Origin of the sequence: Mesorhizobium sp. B2-7-1 (genome assembly GCF_006440735.1) — a bacterium.
In the GTDB taxonomy this organism is placed as follows: domain Bacteria; phylum Pseudomonadota; class Alphaproteobacteria; order Rhizobiales; family Rhizobiaceae; genus Mesorhizobium.
In genome coordinates this window covers 18,351-35,086 of the sequence record NZ_VFUA01000070.1, presented here as the reverse complement: position 1 = coordinate 35,086, position 16,736 = coordinate 18,351, and the positions used below count along the sequence as shown (strand labels likewise).

Annotated in this window: 14 protein-coding genes; 9 read left to right on the top strand and 5 right to left on the bottom strand. The window is 64.8% G+C overall.

What is annotated here, in order from left to right:
- From FJ471_RS22985 to FJ471_RS22975, 3 genes are all read left to right on the top strand, one after another.
- Positions 1-1,531: BTAD domain-containing putative transcriptional regulator (locus tag FJ471_RS22985; protein ID WP_140807028.1), on the top strand; the 1,531-nt coding region annotated here is incomplete at its 5' end.
- Positions 1,532-1,620: 89 nt separating this feature from the next.
- Entirely contained in the window at positions 1,621-2,103 is a 483-nt protein-coding gene (locus tag FJ471_RS22980; protein ID WP_246684798.1) for a hypothetical protein, read from the top strand.
- A 96-nt stretch (positions 2,104-2,199) separates the two neighbouring features.
- Positions 2,200-2,943: a pseudouridine synthase gene (locus FJ471_RS22975; protein ID WP_140807027.1), complete on the top strand. Its 744-nt coding sequence runs from the start codon at positions 2,200-2,202 to the stop codon at positions 2,941-2,943.
- 159 nt (positions 2,944-3,102) lie between these two features.
- Here FJ471_RS22975 and FJ471_RS22970 read toward each other — a convergent pair whose 3' ends face one another.
- Together FJ471_RS22970 and FJ471_RS22965 are read right to left on the bottom strand one after the other, a co-directional pair.
- A complete protein-coding gene (locus FJ471_RS22970; RefSeq protein ID WP_140807026.1) occupies positions 3,103-3,684 on the bottom strand; it encodes a histidine phosphatase family protein in 582 nt (193 codons plus the stop codon).
- 146 nt (positions 3,685-3,830) lie between these two features.
- Positions 3,831-5,165, bottom strand: a complete 1,335-nt coding sequence (locus FJ471_RS22965) for a dicarboxylate/amino acid:cation symporter (RefSeq protein WP_140807025.1) — start codon at positions 5,163-5,165, stop codon at positions 3,831-3,833.
- A gap of 236 nt (positions 5,166-5,401) precedes the next feature.
- Between FJ471_RS22965 and FJ471_RS22960 the strand changes: the two genes are divergently transcribed.
- From FJ471_RS22960 to FJ471_RS22950, 4 genes are read left to right on the top strand one after another with little or no spacing between them, the layout of a single operon-like run.
- On the top strand, positions 5,402-7,267 hold the full coding sequence (locus FJ471_RS22960; protein WP_140807024.1) for a sensor histidine kinase: 1,866 nt from the start codon (positions 5,402-5,404) through the stop codon (positions 7,265-7,267).
- Positions 7,264-8,619 carry a sigma-54 dependent transcriptional regulator gene (locus FJ471_RS22955; RefSeq protein ID WP_140807023.1) on the top strand — a complete coding sequence of 452 codons (1,356 nt, stop codon included), beginning with the start codon at positions 7,264-7,266 and terminating at the stop codon, positions 8,617-8,619. Before FJ471_RS22960 ends, FJ471_RS22955 begins: the two co-directional genes overlap by 4 nt.
- Positions 8,620-8,639: 20 nt before the next feature.
- Positions 8,640-8,804 (top strand): hypothetical protein, encoded by a 165-nt coding sequence (locus FJ471_RS34890; protein ID WP_181179666.1) that lies wholly within the window; start codon positions 8,640-8,642, stop codon positions 8,802-8,804.
- Positions 8,805-8,835: 31 nt separating this feature from the next.
- Positions 8,836-9,180 carry a hypothetical protein gene (locus FJ471_RS22950; RefSeq protein WP_140807022.1) on the top strand — a complete coding sequence of 115 codons (345 nt, stop codon included), beginning with the start codon at positions 8,836-8,838 and terminating at the stop codon, positions 9,178-9,180.
- A gap of 4 nt (positions 9,181-9,184) precedes the next feature.
- On the opposite strand, the gene ggt is transcribed toward FJ471_RS22950, so the two are convergent.
- The 3 genes from ggt to FJ471_RS22935 form a co-directional block, all read right to left on the bottom strand.
- Positions 9,185-10,924, bottom strand: a complete 1,740-nt coding sequence (ggt, locus tag FJ471_RS22945) for a gamma-glutamyltransferase (protein WP_140807021.1) — start codon at positions 10,922-10,924, stop codon at positions 9,185-9,187.
- A gap of 233 nt (positions 10,925-11,157) precedes the next feature.
- Positions 11,158-12,450 carry an L-rhamnose catabolism isomerase gene (rhaI, locus tag FJ471_RS22940; RefSeq protein ID WP_140807020.1) on the bottom strand — a complete coding sequence of 431 codons (1,293 nt, stop codon included), beginning with the start codon at positions 12,448-12,450 and terminating at the stop codon, positions 11,158-11,160.
- Between the two features lie 92 nt (positions 12,451-12,542).
- On the bottom strand, positions 12,543-14,645 hold the full coding sequence (locus FJ471_RS22935) for a bifunctional rhamnulose-1-phosphate aldolase/short-chain dehydrogenase (RefSeq protein ID WP_140807019.1): 2,103 nt from the start codon (positions 14,643-14,645) through the stop codon (positions 12,543-12,545).
- A gap of 189 nt (positions 14,646-14,834) precedes the next feature.
- Between FJ471_RS22935 and FJ471_RS22930 the strand changes: the two genes are divergently transcribed.
- Both FJ471_RS22930 and rhaS read left to right on the top strand, forming a co-directional pair.
- Positions 14,835-15,644: a DeoR/GlpR family DNA-binding transcription regulator gene (locus tag FJ471_RS22930; protein ID WP_140807018.1), complete on the top strand. Its 810-nt coding sequence runs from the start codon at positions 14,835-14,837 to the stop codon at positions 15,642-15,644.
- A gap of 55 nt (positions 15,645-15,699) precedes the next feature.
- A complete protein-coding gene (gene rhaS / locus FJ471_RS22925) occupies positions 15,700-16,695 on the top strand; it encodes a rhamnose ABC transporter substrate-binding protein (RefSeq protein WP_140807017.1) in 996 nt (331 codons plus the stop codon).
- The last annotated feature ends 41 nt before the right edge of the window (positions 16,696-16,736 follow it).

The window sequence follows — 16,736 nt, the reverse complement described above, 5'->3', positions numbered from 1 at the left end:
TCGAAGGCGGCGAGCGCGCGCACTTCCTTGTCCTGTGCCCGCCGCTGCACGCCGCGCGCTCGGTGCCCACGACCTCATCGCGATCAGCAACGACATCATCGCGCTTGCACCCAATGCCGAGCTCGAGATCGATATCGAAGGCTTCGAGGCCGCCGCCAAGACAGCGCTGCGGGGCAGCGAAAAGAGCGCTTTCGAACACGCCGCGGATCTTTATGGCGGCAGGCTTTTGCCAGACGACATTTTTGTTGAATGGCTCGACGCTCCGCGCGCGCAGATCCAGCAGCGCTACAGCGACCTGTTGCGCGCCGGCGGCCTGTGGCAGCGGCTGATCGCGCTCGACCCGGCGGAGGAGCAGGCGCAATGCGCACTGATGCAGATGGCACTCGACGCCGGCAACCGGGTCGAAGCGATCCGCCAGTTCAACCAGCTGCGCGACAATCTGCATGCCGAGATCGGTGTCGGGCCGAGCGCGGCGACCATCGCGCTTTACGAGAAGGCGCTGGCGCTTTCCGGCGCGGAGACAGTCAACCCCTCAGAACGCATCCGCACCTCGCTGGCCTGGGGCCTGGTGCACCTGCAGAGCGGCGAGTTCGACAAGGCAAGCGAGATCGCACGGCAGACGCGCGATCTGGCGCTGGGCGCCGACCTGCCGCGCGAGGTCGGCGAGGCGAGCGCGCTGCTGGGGCTTGCCTCGATGATGCAGGCGCGATGGCCACAATTATTCCGGTCCGAATTCATCGAATGGGTGCGCGCCAAGCCGGCCTTCGTGCAACATGTCTTCGATGGGCATCTGTGCCTGTCCGAGTTCTGTCTGTGCAGCGCCAAGGGTCATGCCGAAGTCGCGGGACTGGCCGAGGAGCTGCTCGCTGTCGCTGAGCAAGCGGAATCGAACGCCGGGCGAGGTCTCGCCTGCCTGCTTCTCGGCGAGGCGGCGCTTTTTTCGGGTGAGCTCGACAGGGCCGAGCAATTCCTCACCGAAGCAGAGCGGCTGCTGCTCGCGGCGGATGCGGTCGCCGGCCGCGTCCTGGCCATCGAGCGGCTGGCCGAGATCGCCCTGGAGCGCGGCCAGAAATGGCGCGCCAGCCGGCTGATCCAGCGCGGCCTCAGCGATGCCGAACGTTCATGGCTTTCGCCGCACCTCATCATGCGCATGCAGGCGTTGGCCGTGCGAGCGGCATCGACGCCGAAGATGGTGGCCGAAGAAATCCTCGCAGGCGACCGGCTGTTGACACCGGGCGCCTGCCAGCCCTGCTCGATGGCACTGCGCACCGCCTCGGCGATCGCGCTTGCCGAAGCAGGCGAGTTGGAACAGGTCGACCGCCGCCTGAACGACGCCGAACGCATCGCCGGCATGTGGCAAGGCGGTCCTTGGGCGGCGGCCCTTTGGGAAGCGCGCGGCGTGCAGCGGCGGGCACAGGACAAGGAAGTGCGCGCGCTCGCCGCCTTCGAAGAGGCGGCCGGCCGCTACGAAGAGCTTGGGCGGCCCCGCGACCAGGCCCGATGCCTGGCGCGGATGGGAAGCCACGGCTGATCTTGCGCCGGAGGCCAATCGGCGAGATGGTAAGGCAGGCAGCCGGGGGCGCTGGCACGCCCGGATATGCATGGCTGCTGGAAATCGAGATGTCGCGCGCTTGCCTGGCCTTTGTCGCCCTGGTTGCCCTGATGGGGCCGACAGAGGCAGACACGCGCATGTCCCATCTATTCGACCGCTCCGACCTGGCGACGACTTATTCGGGTGAGTCCGATCTCGTGACCGCCTACACGACCGGAATGGCGCGCTACCGTCTGTTGCTGGCCGATGCCATTGGCACAGCCGATCTCGCCGCCCCGCTCGAACCGCTGGCATTGCGGCCAGAATTCCAGCAACGGACATGGCGCTCGGCGGACGGCAGCCTGCTGCAGGGCTTTGCCGGCAAAGGCGGCTTCCGGCTGACCATGGGGAACTGCGTGGCCCGCATCTGCGTGGCCAGCGAATGCAGCGAAGCCGGCTGGCCACTTTATGCCTGCAGCGACGGGCGCAAGCGCAAGATGTCGGTCAAGAGCTTCGTGACGGCAACATTCGACGGCGTCTCGTACCGGCGACTGAGCACGCCACAGGAATGACATTGGCGGCCCGGACCGGGCGACGGAACCGCTTGCGCCCATCTCGCCAAGCATGGCATCGGTTGCGGCGTTTTGAGACGTTCGAAGACAAAGACAGTGGCACGCCAACCGGACCGACGATCCGCAATCCCAAAGGTCAGCCTCGCCCGAGCGCTGTCCAAGCTTGGCTTCTGCTCACGCACGCAGGCCGAGAACCTGGTCGCCGAGGGGCGAGTGCAAGTCGGCGGCAAGACGGTGCGCGATGCCTTGCTGCGCATCGATCCCGACCACGACCGCATCACCGTCGACGGCGAGCGCGTGGTTGCCGAGCGCAAGGTCTATCTGATGCTCAACAAGCCGCGCGGGCTGGTCACGACCCGCGACGATCCTGAAGGCCGCGGCACGGTCTATGACTGCCTGGAAGGGCTCGACCTGCCGTTCGTGTCGCCCGTCGGCCGCCTCGACAAAGCGAGCGAAGGGCTGCTTTTGATGAGCAACGACACGCGCTGGGCGAACGGCCTGCTCGACCCCGCCTCGCATGTCGCCAAGACCTATCATGTGCAGATCGCTCCCGCGCCCGACGAGGAAATGCTCGAGCGCGTTCGCCAAGGGACCATTGTCGACGGCGAGTTGCTCACCGCAAGCTCGATCACGCCGTTGCGCAGCGGCGGGCGGACGGCCTGGCTGGAGATCGTGCTCGACGAAGGCCGCAACCGACAGATCCGCAGGCTGCTCGGCGCTTTCGATATCGAGGTGCTGAGGTTGATCAGGGTGGCGATCGGGGATCTGAAGTTGGGCGAGCTTGCCAAAGGCACGGCGCGGCATTTAACGGCCGAGGAACTGGCGATGCTTTCAGCTTAAGCCGCGAGGCATTCCCCCTCACCCGGATTGCCAACCGAATTGCAAGAGCAACTCGGGGCAATCCGACCTCTCCCCGAGGGGAGAGGAGTTGATCAGCGCCGGCGCCGACCTCTTCTCCCCTCGACCGCGAAGCGGCCGGATGAGGGGGAGTCGCGCTCGCTACTTCTGGTTCCACCTGCGGATGACCGGCTCGGTCAGGTCGTGCTCGTAGCCGAGGACGCTGAGGCTGGCGGTATCGAGCACGAAGTGCTCGCCGCCTTCGGGCGGCAGGCCGACCCAGCGCGCGGCGAAGACGCGCAGGAAATGCGAGCTGGAGAAGATGAGCACATTGCCGGCAACCGCGCGCAGCCCGGCGATGACAGCATCGGCGCGGGCGCCGACATCGGCCGCCGTCTCGCCTTCCGGGCAACCGTCGCGAAACAACTGCCAGCCTGGGCGCTTGGACAGGATCTCCTTGGTCGTCACGCCTTCATAGGCGCCGTAGTCCCATTCCTGCAGGTCGGATTTCCTGACCGCACGCTCGCCGAAGCCGGCAAGCCGGCAGGTGTCGAAAGCGCGCTGCGAGGGGCTCGACCAGACCGCTTGGAATGTCAGGCCCTTGAGCCTCTCGGCGATGCCGCGCGCGGCCTCTTCGCCCTTGGCGGTCAAGGGGATGTCGGTGCGGCCGGTGTGCCTGCCTGAGGCGCTCCACTCCGTCTCGCCATGGCGAACGACGTAGATCTCGGGATACGCGCTGCTCATCGACCGCCCTCTCGGCTGAATGTCTTGCCGAGAATCCGGCTCGTGCAGCCTATGCGGCGGCTGACAAAAAGAACAGGCCGCGGCGGAGCTACGGCCTGTCCGGCATCGGGAGGATGCCGTTTGTCTTCCGCAATTCCAGACGGTGATCAGGCGGGCTGCAGCCCGCCCGACAGCGCGAGGTCGGCCTCCTCAGGCAACTGACCGGCCATGGCGGCGGCGAATTGCTTCTGGTCGAGCTCGCCTTCCCAGCGCGCCACGACGATGGTCGCCACCGCGTTGCCGACGAAGTTGGTGAGCGCGCGGCATTCCGACATGAAGCGGTCGACGCCGAGGATCAGCGCCATGCCGGCGACCGGCACCGAAGGCACGACCGAGAGCGTGGCGGCCAAGGTGATGAAGCCGGCGCCGGTGATGCCGGCCGCACCTTTCGAGCTCAGCATGGCGACGAGCAGGAGCAGGATCTGGTCGCCGAAGGTGAGCGGCGTGTCGGTCGCCTGGGCGATGAACAGGGCGGCAAGCGTCATATAGATGTTGGTGCCGTCCAGGTTGAAGGAATAGCCGGTCGGGATCACCAGGCCGACGACCGAGCGGTTGCAGCCGGCGCGCTCCATCTTGGCCATCAGGCCTGGAAGTGCTGCTTCCGACGATGAGGTGCCGAGCACCAGGAGCAGTTCTTCCTTGATGTAGCGGATCAGCGCCAGGATGGAGAAGCCGTTATACCATGCGACAGTGCCGAGAACGACGAGCACGAAGAGCAGCGACGTCAGATAGAAGGTGCCGATCAGCATGGCGAGGTTGGCGATCGAGCCGATGCCGTATTTGCCGACGGTGAAGGCCATGGCGCCGAAGGCCCCGATGGGCGCCGCCTTCATCAGGATGGCGACGAGGCGGAACACCGGCGAGGTCAGTGCCTGCAGGAAATCGACCACCGGACGGCCACGCTCGCCGACCAGCGCCAGCGCGATGCCGAACAGCACCGAGAAGAACAGCACCTGAAGGATGTCGCCCTGCGCGAACGCGCCGGTGATGGTGTCGGGGATGATGTTCATCAGGAAGCCGACAATGGAAGTGTCATGCGCCTTCTCGGTGAAGGTCGCCACCTTTGAGGGATCGAGGGTCGCTGGATTGATGTGCATGCCGGCGCCGGGCTGGATGACGTTCGACACGATGAGGCCGACGACGAGCGCCAATGTCGAGAAGACGAGGAAATAGATCATCGCCTTGCCGGCGACGCGGCCGACCTTGTGCAAGTCGGAAACACCGGCAATGCCGGTCGCCACGGTGAGGAAGATCACCGGCGCGATGACCATCTTGACCAGCTTGATGAAGGCATCGCCAAGCGGTTTCAGCGAGGCGCCCAGGTCGGGATAGAAATGGCCAAGCAGGATGCCGGCGGCGATCGCCACCAGGACCTGCACATAGAGATGCCGGTAAAAGGGAACCTTGCCGCGCGGTTCGGCGGCAGCGATTGCTGTCTGCATGATGTCCTCCGTTCGACCCCCGATCGAGACGCTCGACCTCCCTGGGGGCTGTTGACCTCCACAGCCTCGCGGCTGCTGCCGATGTGTTTGCAATGCGCTTGCCAGATTGCGCGCAGCGTTTCGCTCCATTGATTTTGCTAGCTTTTTTAGCCTTTCGGCATGCTCTTCGGCGACACCAGTGCGGTTATCCGCATAGGTCGAATTGCGCTTTGTGCGAAAACATGCACAGATGCGACATGCTGCAACGCCCTGCCGCTGCCCTCGCCCCGACGCCGGAACTGCTTGCCGGGCGGGCGCGGCGCGCCTGGCTGCTGTTCGCGGCGGTGGCGCTGGCGATCATCGCGGCAGCGCTCTACGGGGCCGGCCTCTATGGCCGCTCGACCGAGATCGAGGCTTTGGCCTCGCAAGGGCGCACGGACGCCAACCTCAAGGTCGCGCTGCTGCGCGCGGTGCTGGAAAACCCGCGCGCGCTGCCGCTGCTCCTGTCGGAGGACCAGCAGGTGCATGACGCGCTGAGCGAGCGCAGCCCTGCCTCTATCGACGTGCTCAACCGCAAGCTCGAAGGACTGGTCTCGGGCACCAAGGCCTCGGTGCTCTATGTCACCGGCACGGACGGCCTGGCGATCGCTTCCAGCAACTGGCGCGAGCCGGTGAGCTTCGTCGGCAACGACTATGGCTTTCGCGCCTATTTCTCGGGCGCGATGGAAACCGGCACGGCCGAATATTTCGCGCTCGGCAATGTCAGCAAACGTCCCGGTCTCTACATCTCGCGCCGGGTCGACGGCGCTTCGGAGCCGCTCGGCGTCGTCGTGGTCAAGATGGAGTTCGACCAGCTCGAGTCCGACTGGCGCGAGGCGAACCGGCCGGCCTATGTCAGCGATGCGCATGGCGTGGTGCTGATCACCAGCGTCCCCTCCTGGCGTTTCATGGCGATTGCGCCGCTGGCCGCTCCGGTCACGGCCGACATCCGGGCCAGCCAGCAATTCGGCGAGGCGCCGCTGGTGCCGTTGCCGATCACGAGGCCACAACCGCTCAGCTCCGACGTCGCGCTGGTCCATGCCATCACGCCCGGCGGCAGCGATGCGGAGTATCTGCGACTGTCGACCGCTGTGCCGTCGACACCCTGGCGGCTCGACTATCTCGTTCCCGCTGAAGCACCGGTCGCGGCAGCGCAGCGCGAAATGCGGCTCCTGGCGCTCGGTGTCCTTGTCCCGCTCATCGCCTTTGCCGCCTATCTTTTGTGGCGCCGGCAATCCGGCCAAATGCGGATTGCCGCCGAACAGGCCGCGCGCGCCGAGCTCGAGCGCCGGGTCGTCGAACGCACGCAGGATCTCAGCCTGGCGCGCGACCGGCTGCAGGCCGAGATCGCCGACCATCGCAGCACCGAGGCGAAGCTGCAGGTGATGCAGCAGGAGCTGGTGCAGGCCAACCGGCTTGCCACGCTCGGCCAGGTCGCCGCCGGCGTCGCGCATGAGATCAACCAGCCGGTGGCGACGATCCGCGCCTATGCCGACAATGCGCGCGTCTTCCTCGAACGCAAGCAAAGCGCCTCGGCCGAGGAGAACCTTGGCGCCATCTCGGCGCTGACCGAGCGTATCGGCTCCATCACCGAAGAGCTGAAGGCCTTCGCCCGCAAGGGCCGCATGGCGGCCGAGCCGGTCGAATTGCGCGGCGTGATCGAGGGTGCCGTCGTGCTGCTCAGGAGCCGCTTTGCCGGCCGGCTGGATGCGCTGTCGATCACACTGCCCCCGCCGGCGCTGAAGGTTATGGGCAACCGGCTGCGGCTGGAGCAGGTGCTGATCAACCTGTTCCAGAACGCGCTGGAGGCGATTGAAGGCCGTGACGACGCGAAGGTCGAGGTTTCGGCGGCTGAAACCGGCGATGACGTCACGCTCACGGTCTCGGACAACGGCCCGGGCATCCCGCCCGCGATCCTGAAATCGCTGTTCACGCCCTTCAACACTTCGAAGGAGAAAGGCCTGGGCCTCGGCCTCGTCATCTCCAAGGACATCGTCGCCGACTATGGCGGGCGCATCGAGGTGGCGAACAGCAGCCAGGGCACACGCTTCACCATCCATCTGTCGAAAGCCGGCGCAGCATGACCAAGGACGACCCGGCACCAGTCATCCTGATCGATGACGACAGCGAATTGCTCAAGGCGACACGGCAGACGCTGGAGCTCGCGGGCTTCGCCGTGTCGGCCCACCCGGTGGCGAGCGAAGCGCTGGCGACGCTCGGCCGGAATTTCGCCGGCGTCGTGGTGTCGGACATCCGCATGCCGGAGATCGACGGGCTGCAGCTCTTCAACCGCGTGTTGCGGCTCGATCCGGACATTCCCGTCATCCTGGTCACCGGTCACGGCGATATCGCCATGGCGGTCAAGGCGATCAAGGACGGCGCCTATGATTTCATCACCAAGCCTTTCGCCGCTGAGCGGTTGGCGCAGAGCGTTGCCCGCGCCGCCGAAAAACGCCGGCTGGTGATGGAAAACCGCGCCCTGCGCGAGGCGGCCGAACAGGCGCAGGAAGGGCTGCCGCTGATCGGCCAGACGCCGGCCATGGAGCGACTGCGCAGGACGCTGCGGCAGATCGCCGACACCGATGTCGACGTTCTGGTGACCGGCGAGACCGGTTCGGGCAAGGAGGTGGTGGCTGGCCTGCTGCACCGCTGGAGCCGCCGCGCCAAGGGCAATTTCGTCGCACTCAACTGCGGCACGTTGCCGGAGACGGTGATCGAAAGCGAATTGTTCGGCCACGAGGCCGGCGCCTTCACTGGGGCGCAGAAGAAGCGGGTCGGCCGTATCGAGCATTCGAGCGGCGGCACGCTGTTCCTCGACGAGATCGAGAGCATGCCGGCCTCGACGCAAGTGCAGATGCTGCGCGTGCTCGAAATGCGCGAGGTTACGCCGCTCGGCACCAATGAGGTGCGGCCGGTCGACCTGCGCGTCGTCGCCGCCGCCAAGGTCGATCTCGGCGACGCCGGCCAGCGCGGCAATTTCCGCGAGGACCTCTATTACCGGCTCAATGTGGTGACGCTTTCGATCCCGCCTCTGCGCGAACGGCGGGACGACGTGCCTTTATTGTTCGGCTACTTCGCCGAGCGCGCCGCATCCCGTTTCCGGCGCGCCGTGCCGGCAATCTCCGCCTCGGTCCAGCGCCATCTCGGCGACCATGACTGGCCGGGCAATGTGCGCGAGCTCGCCCATTTCGCCGAACGCTTCGTGCTCGGGCTGGACGACATTGCCGCTGCGTCTTCTCCTGCGGCAACGGAGATCGACACCTCAATGCCCTTACCGGAACGGCTCGATCGTTACGAAGCCGAAATCATCCGCGAGACACTTGGTCGCAATGACGGCGACGTCCGCCGCACCATCGAGGCGCTCGGCATTCCGCGCAAGACCTTCTACGACAAACTGCAACGGCACGGCATCGTGCGCAGCGATTTTTCCCGGTAGATCAAGGCTTGAGATGGTGCATGATGCAGCCCGAAAACCGCTTCACACTTTTCGGCATCATGCTCTGGAACCGCAACGCCGCTACCTCGTTGAAACCAACCGGGAAACCGTGGCACGTTGGCACCAGCCGGGCGGCGAACGCATCGCCGCGACGGCGTTGCCGGGTTGCGCTCGGCAAGCGTTGATGGTTTGTTGCCGCCCAGCGGAGAACGAATAATGCGCGAATCCCTCGGTCAAGACGAATACGGCTCGACCAGCCCTTTCGACCCGGACGACCTGCCCAATCTCAATGCGATGGGGCCGGCGATGGGCGGCGGCAATGATTTCGAGAAATACGCCGTCGCCGTCATCATCGTGTTCGGCGCGCTGATCATCGGCGGCCTGATGGCCGCCTCCATGTCCTTCGGCCACCGCAACGGCTTCCTATTCGCGCTCGGCGGCGCCACGGCGGCCTGGATTTCCGGCAATGCGCTGTTGCTCGACCGGCCGCGCATCTATGCGCTGTTCGTCGCCATCGCCGCCGTGATGCTGATCGCTTCGACGATCACGCTGGTCGTGTAATCCATCAATATCCGAGTGCTTCGCCGGCCGCCGCGCGGCTGTCGATGGCGCCGTTGTAGCGCGCGCCGCCGCCCTTCTCGATTTCGCTCAGGCTCTTGCCGCCGACCAGAATGCCGGCCGCCTGGCCCCAGGTCTCGTCGCTGAGGTCGAGATGGTAGCCCATGCCGGCAAGTAGCTTCTTTGTGTCCGGCGAAAGGCCGAACGGCTCGACATAGACCGTGTCCGGCAGCCATTGATGATGGATGCGCGGTGTGTCGATCGCCTGCTGAATGTTCATGCCATGATCGATGACGTTGACGATCGCCTCCAGCGTGATGGTGATGATGCGCGAACCGCCCGGGCTGCCGATGACCATGAACGGCTTGCCATCCTTCGTCACGATCGTCGGGCTCATCGAGGATAAAGGTGTCTTCTTCGGCTGGATGGCGTTCGCCTCGCCCTGCACCAGCCCGTAGAGGTTCGGCACGCCGGGTTTCTGGGTGAAATCGTCCATCTCGTTGTTGAGCAGGATGCCGGTGCCGTCGGCGACGACCCCGGCGCCGAAGGAGCCGTTCAGCGTGTAGGTGACCGCAACCGCGTTGCCGTCATTGTCGATGATCGAATAGTGGGTGGTTTCCTTCGACTCGCCGAAGCCTTTCGGCATCAGGTCCTTCGAAACGCCGGCACGGAACGGATCTATCTTGTCGCGGATGTCTTTCGCATAGGTCTTGTCGAGCAGCTTCGAGATCGGATTGTCGACGAAATCCGGGTCGCCGAGCGCCGAGTTGCGGTCGACATAGGCATGGCGCATGGCTTCGACCATGACATGGACCGTCTCGGCGGAGCCCGAGCCGAGATAGGAGAGCGGGTAGCCTTCGAGCACGTTGAGTATCTCGCAGATGATGACGCCGCCCGAGCTTGGCGGCGGCGAGGAGATGATTTCGTAACCGCGATAGGAGCAGGTCACCGGCTTCAATTCGCGCACGGCATATTGCTCGAAATCGCCCTTGGCGAGGATGCCGCCCTTGGCGCCGCTCGCCTTGACGATTTCATCGGCGATGGCGCCCTTGTAGAAGGCGTCCGGCCCCTTTTCCGAGATCGCCGACAGCGAGGCGGCAAGGTCCGGCTGAACGAGCGTCTCGCCAATGCCATAGGGCTTGCCGTCCTTTTTCAGGAAGATGGCGGCCGCCGCCGGGTCCTTGGCCAGCCGGTCGGCGCTGCCGGCGAAAGAAGCCGCGTCGCCCTGGTTGAGCACGAAGCCATCCTTGGCGTAGGCGATTGCCGGCGCCATCAGGGCCTGCCGCGACTGCGTGCCGTATTTCTCGCGCGCCATCTCGAAACCGGCGACCGAGCCCGGCACGCCGACCGCGAGATAACCGTCGAGGCTGGCGCCCTTCACCGGATTGCCGTCCTTATCGAGATACATGGTCTTCGTCGCTGCCAGCGGCGCGCGCTCGCGGAAATCGAGGAAGGTCGTGCGGCCATCCTTCATGCGCACGGTCATGAAACCGCCGCCGCCTATATTGCCGGCGTTGGGATAGACCACGGCGAGCGCGTAGCCGACGGCAACGGCGGCATCGACGGCGTTACCGCCTTTCTTCAGCACCTCGACGCCGACTTCGGTGGCAAGGTGCTGGGCCGTCACCACCATGCCGTGCTCGCCCTTGGCGGGAGCGGGCGACGCGGCGAAGGCGACGATCGACGGCGTGAGGACAATTGCGAGCGAGAGGGTGACGCCGATCAGCGTCCGACGGGTCAAGGGCATGGCGGTGCTCCTGGCGTTGGGGACGCCTAGGAAAGACCCTCAGGGCGAATTAGTCCAATAACAATTGAAGCAGCGCGCAAGAGACCCCCTCACCCGGATTGCCAAATCGAATTGCAAGGGCAATTCGGGCAATCCGACCTCTCCCCTGGGGAGAGGAGCTTGCGCTGACCTCTCTTCTCCCCTCGGGGAGAAGGTGGCCGCGCAGCGGCCGGATGAGGGGGAGTGGCTCGGCTTCAGACGATGCCGCCGCCGCCACCCGCAACCGCCGGCCGCTCCGCAGCGACCTTGGCCCGGTAGCCGGCTTCGCGATAGGCCGCAACCGGATCGACGGCGCCGCCGGTCCTCAGCCGCGCCATGGCGAGGATCGGCTCGACATCGGTGCGGTAGGCGCTTTTCAGCGTCTGCGTCGCCATCAGCGCGTCATTGGCCTCCTGGAAGCCCTCAAGCGCCTTGCGGTCGACCAGCAGCGCCTGCGCATAGGCGCGCTGCACCTCGACTGCCGACAGCATCAGGCTTTCGATCGGATCCGTGACGTTGTGGCTCTGGTCGAGCATATGCGCGGGATGGAAGCCCTTGGCGCCGGAAAGCTCCGCATCGACCAGCTCGTTGAAGACGAGGAACAGCCGATAGGGATCGATCGAGCCGGCGTCGAGATCGTCGTCGCCATATTTGGAATCGTTGAAGTGGAAGCCGCCGAGCTTGCCGAACTGGATCAGCCGCGACACGATCATCTCGATGTTGACGTTGGGCGCATGGTGGCCGAGGTCGACCAGGCAGAAGGCTTTGTCGCCGAGTTCCCTGGCGATGATGTAGTTGGTGCCCCAGTCCTGCACGACGGTCGAATAGAAGGCCGGCTCGTACATCTTGTGCTCGGTGAACAACCGCCAATCGTCCGGCAGACCGGCATAGATTTCGCGCATGGCGTCGAGATAGCGCTCGAAGGCCTTTGCGAAATTGACCTGGCCGGGGAAGTTCGAGCCGTCGCCGATCCACACCGTCAGCGCTTTCGAGCCCAGCGTCCTGCCGATCTCGATGCATTCGAGATTGTGCTCGACCGCCTGGCGACGCGTGCCGGCATCGGCATGGGAGAGCGAGCCGAACTTGTAGGAGAGCTTCTGGTCCTTGGCATCGGAGAAGGTGTTGGAGTTCATCGCGTCGAAGCCGAGGCCGAAGCGCGAGGCCGCCTGCTTCAGCCGGTTCGGATCGGCCTTGTCCCAGGGGATGTGCAGCGAGACCGTGGGCGTCGCCTGCGTCAGTTGGCTGATGACGGCGCAGTCCTCGATCTTGTCGAAGATGTCGCGCGGCTCGCCGGCGCCAGGGAAACGGGCGAAGCGCGTGCCGCCGGTGCCGACGCCCCAGGACGGGATCGCCACGCCGAATTTCTCGACCTTGTCGCGGATCGCGTCGATGGCGATGCCGCGGCGGTCGAGGCGCTCGCCGAGCGAGGCGTAGTCGCGCTCGAGGTCGGTTTTGCGCGCGGCGTTGTGGCTGGCGACCAGATCGGCGCGGATAATCGTTTCGGACACTGCAATTCCTCCCAGAACTCGTTTGGCTGGCGCTGCCCTCATCCGCCCTTCAGGCACCTTCTCCCCGTGAACGGGGAGAAGGGAAAGGGAGCCTAGCGCGTGAAGCTTTGCGCGTTGCCGGCGTCGACGTTGACGATGTTGCCAGTCGACTTGGCCGACATGTCGGAGGCGAAGAAGTAGATCGCCTCAGCGATGTCCTCCGGGAAGACCGAGCGCTTCAGCATCGAACGCGAGCGGTAATGCTCCTCGAGATCGTCGGTCGACATCTTGTAGGCGGCGGCGCGCTGTTCCTTCCACTCGCCGGTCCATATCTTGGAGCCGCGCAGCACGGCGTCCGGATTGACGACGTTGACCCTGATCTGCGCTTCCGCGCCTTCCAGCGCGAGGCAGCGTGCCAGATGGATCTCGGCGGCCTTGGCCGTGCAATAGGCGGACGCGTTCGGCGAGGCGGCTAGGCCGTTCTTGGAGGCGACGAAGACGACGTTGCCGCCGATCTTCTGGGCGCGGAACAGGCGGAAGGCTTCGCGCGAAACGAGGAAATAGCCGGTGGACAGGATGTCCATGTTCTTGTTCCACAAGGCTAGCGTCGTTTCCTCGATCGGCGCGGAAGACGCCAGACCGGCGTTGGAGACCAGGATGTCGATGCCGCCGAACTCGACCGACGTTTCGGCGAAGCCGGAAAGCACCTGATCCTCGGAGGTTACATCGATGCGAACCGGACGGACGAAGTCCTTGCCGTAAGCTTTCGAGAGCTCGTCATTGGCGCTGGCCAAAGCCGTCTCGTCGATATCGGCGAGCACCACGCAAGCGCCTTCGCGCAGCAGCCGGTTGGCGGTGGCGCGGCCGATGCCGCCGGCGCCGCCGGTGACCAGCGCGATCTGGCCGGCCAGCGCCTTCGGCTTCGGCAGGCGCTGGAGCTTCGCTTCCTCGAGCTGCCAGTATTCGATGTCGAAGGCTTCCTGCGCCGGCAGGCCGACATAGGACGAGACGGTCGAGGCGCCGCGCATGACGTTGATGGCGTTGACGTAGAACTCGCCGGAGATGCGGGCCGTCGCCTTGTCGCCGGCGAAGGTGAACATGCCGACGCCGGGCATCAGATAGACCACCGCATTCGGATCGCGGATGGCCGGCGAGTCCGGATGCTTGCAGCTGTCATAGTACGCCTGATAGCCGACACGATAGGCGGCGATGTCGTCAGCGAGGCGCGCGATGACGGCGTCGACGTCCGGGTTTGCCGGGTCGAACTCGATCACCAGCGGCCGGATCTTGGTGCGCAGGAAATGGTCCGGGCATGAGGTGCCAAGCGCCGCCAGCGGCCGCAAATCCTTCGAATTGACGAATTCAAGCACGGCCGTCTGGTCGTCGAAATGGCCGAGCTTGTGGCTCTTCTCGGAAATCAGGCCGCGGATCCTCGGCATCAGCTTGGCGGCGATGGCGCGGCGCGCCGGCGCGTCGAGCGCCTGCACCACTTCGCCGCCGAAGATCGCCTTGCCCTGCGACTTACGTTCGAACCATTCGATTGCCTGGTTGATCACCGAGATCGTCGTCTCGTAGCATTCCTTGGGCGTGTCGCCCCAGGTGAACAGGCCATGGCTTTCGAGCACGACGCCCCTGGCGTCGGGGTTTTCGAGGCAGAATTTCTCCAGCCACAGGCCCAACTCGAAGCCCGGCCGTTTCCAGGGCAGCCAGCCGATGGCGTCGCCGAAAATCTCCTTGGTGATCGCCTTGGAATCCTTGGCAGCGGCGACCGCGATGATGGCGTCGGGATGCATATGGTCGACGCAAGCCTTCGGCACGTAAGCGTGCAGCGGCGTGTCTATGGAGGCCGCGCGCGGATTGAGGTTGAAGGTGCAGTGGGGCAGGTAGCCCACCATCTCATCCTCGTGCTCGACGCCGCGATAGAGAGCTTTGATGGCGCGCAGCTTGTCCATGTAGAGGGTCGCGAAACCGTCAAGCTTGATCGAGGCGCTGTCGCCCCCCGAGCCCTTGACCCACAGCACCTCCACCTCCTCGCCGGTCAGCGGGTCCTTCTGCCGGACCTTGGACGAGGTGTTGCCGCCGCCATAATTGGTGACGCGCTTGTCGGACCCCAGCGTGTTCGAGCGATAGACCAGGAGCTCGGGACCGCTCATCCCTGCGGCTTTTGCATCGTCCCAAAGATTGGCGAGGCGCGAGCCGGAGCGCTTGTCGAGCATAGGTATCCTCCCTTGGAACGCGAACGCCGCGCCCCTCATTTCTCGCCGGGGAATGTCTACGCAAGCGCTGCGCTTGTCAATCATAAACGATCAAGATCGATCATATTGCACTGCACAATGAAAATATTTGATCGGAAATGATTGACACTGCGCGTTTTCTAAGGCCTGATGCTTGGGCAGGGAGGAACCATGCACGAAAAAGAGCGCCACAGGATCATTCTGTCCGCCGTCCAGGAAAAGCCTGTGGTGACGGTGCAGGAGATGGTCGAGCTGACGGACTCCTCCGAGGCGACGATCCGGCGCGACATCGCGGCCCTGCATGTCCAGAAACGCCTGCGCCGGGTGCGCGGCGGCGCCGAGGCGATCTCGCCGCCGCAATTCATCGGCCTTGCCGGCCGGCCCTTCTCCGTCAACGAAACGCTGAACGCCGCGCAGAAGCGGGCGATCGCGCGGGAAGCGGTGAACCTTTGCACGGATGGCGAGCCGATCATCATCAATGGCGGCACCACCACCTTCCAGATGGTGCATTTCCTGACCGGACGCCGCATGCCGATCTTCACCAACTCCTTCCCGATCGCCGAGCATCTGCTCAAGCACTCCAAGAACACGGTGATGCTGTCGGGCGGCACGATCTACCGCGAGCAGAACATCATCCTGTCGCCCTTCGACAATGACGTGACGCGCAACTTCTATGCGCGACGCATGTTCATGGGCGCGCAAGGGCTGGGGCCGCTCGGGCTGATGGAAGGCGATCCGCTGCTGATCCAGGCGGAGCAGAAGCTGATCGACCAGGCCGACGAGTTGGTGGTGCTGGTCGATTCCTCGAAATTCCGCATGCGCTCCAGCCTGATCCTGTGCGGGCTGTCGCGCATCGCGACCGTGGTCACCGACGACGGCATCGAGGACCGCGAGGCCAAGATGCTCGAAACCGCGGGCGTGGCGCTGATCGTCGCCCGCAAACAGTCAAGCGACAAGGAAGAATCTTCACTGCAGGCCTGAGGGAAACTCACGCCCGCAGCGGCGATGGAATGCAACGCTCAAGGGAGGATATTCGATGAGCCTTTTGAAGAAACTGCTGGTTACGGCGGCCTTTTCCGCCGCCATGTTCGTGAATGCCGCCTATGCCGAGAACGTCAAGATCGCGCTGGTGGTGAAGTCGCTCGGCAACGGCTTCTTCGACGCCGCCAACAAGGGCGCCGAGGAAGCGGCCAAGGAACTGGGCGACGTCAACGTCATCTACACCGGCCCGACCAAGGCGACCGCCGAAGCGCAGATCGAGGTGATCAATTCGCTGATCGCGCAGAAGGTCAACGCGATCGCCGTTTCGGCCAATGACGCTGACGCTCTTGTTCCCGTGCTGAAGAAGGCGATGGAACGCGGCATCACCGTGATCTCGTGGGACTCTGGCGTCGCCAAGGAAGGCCGTCAGCTCCACCTCAACCCGTCCGACACCGGTCTGATCGGCGAGACGATCATCAAGCTTGCCGCCGACTACCTGCCGGAAGGCGGCGACGTCGCGATCCTCTCGGCATCCTCGACGGCGACCAACCAGAATGCCTGGATCGAAGCGGCCAAGAAGGTGCTGCCGGAGAAGTTCCCGAAGATCAAGCTGGTCGCCACCGTCTATGGCGATGACGACTCGGCCAAGAGTACCGACGAAGCCAAGGGCCTCTTGAAGTCCTATCCGAACCTCAAGGCGATCATCGCGCCGACCACCGTCGGCGTCGTTGCCGCCGCGCAGGTCGTCACCGACGAGAACCTGATCGGCAAGGTCAATGTCACCGGCCTCGCCCTGCCGTCGGAATTCAAGAAGTTCATCGACAATGGCGCATCCCAAGCGGTTGCGCTGTGGAACCCGATCGACCTCGGCTACTCGGCGATCTACCTCGCCCATGACCTGGCGGTGAAGAAGGAAGAAGCCAAGCCGGGCGCCACGCTGTCGATCGGCCGCGTCGGCAAGGTGACGCTCGACGACACCAACTCGGCCGCGATGGCTCCGCCCTTCCAGTTCGACAAGACCAACATCGAGAAGTTCTCCAAGATCTACTGATCTCCGGACTGACGGCGCGGCCCCCTCATCCGGCCGCTTCG

What these genes read in the sequence shown, in the direction of transcription:
- FJ471_RS22980 (WP_246684798.1), top strand. Translation starts at nt 1,621, where the DNA reads ATGTCGCGCGCTTGCCTGGCCTTTGTCGCCCTGGTTGCCCTGATGGGG.
- FJ471_RS22970 (WP_140807026.1), bottom strand. Translation starts at nt 3,684, where the DNA reads ATGAGCAGCGCGTATCCCGAGATCTACGTCGTTCGCCATGGCGAGACG.
- FJ471_RS22965 (WP_140807025.1), bottom strand. Translation starts at nt 5,165, where the DNA reads ATGCAGACAGCAATCGCTGCCGCCGAACCGCGCGGCAAGGTTCCCTTT.
- FJ471_RS22960 (WP_140807024.1), top strand. Translation starts at nt 5,402, where the DNA reads ATGCTGCAACGCCCTGCCGCTGCCCTCGCCCCGACGCCGGAACTGCTT.
- FJ471_RS22955 (WP_140807023.1), top strand. Translation starts at nt 7,264, where the DNA reads ATGACCAAGGACGACCCGGCACCAGTCATCCTGATCGATGACGACAGC.
- FJ471_RS34890 (WP_181179666.1), top strand. Translation starts at nt 8,640, where the DNA reads ATGATGCAGCCCGAAAACCGCTTCACACTTTTCGGCATCATGCTCTGG.
- FJ471_RS22950 (WP_140807022.1), top strand. Translation starts at nt 8,836, where the DNA reads ATGCGCGAATCCCTCGGTCAAGACGAATACGGCTCGACCAGCCCTTTC.
- ggt (WP_140807021.1), bottom strand. Translation starts at nt 10,924, where the DNA reads ATGCCCTTGACCCGTCGGACGCTGATCGGCGTCACCCTCTCGCTCGCA.
- FJ471_RS22935 (WP_140807019.1), bottom strand. Translation starts at nt 14,645, where the DNA reads ATGCTCGACAAGCGCTCCGGCTCGCGCCTCGCCAATCTTTGGGACGAT.
- FJ471_RS22930 (WP_140807018.1), top strand. Translation starts at nt 14,835, where the DNA reads ATGCACGAAAAAGAGCGCCACAGGATCATTCTGTCCGCCGTCCAGGAA.
- rhaS (WP_140807017.1), top strand. Translation starts at nt 15,700, where the DNA reads ATGAGCCTTTTGAAGAAACTGCTGGTTACGGCGGCCTTTTCCGCCGCC.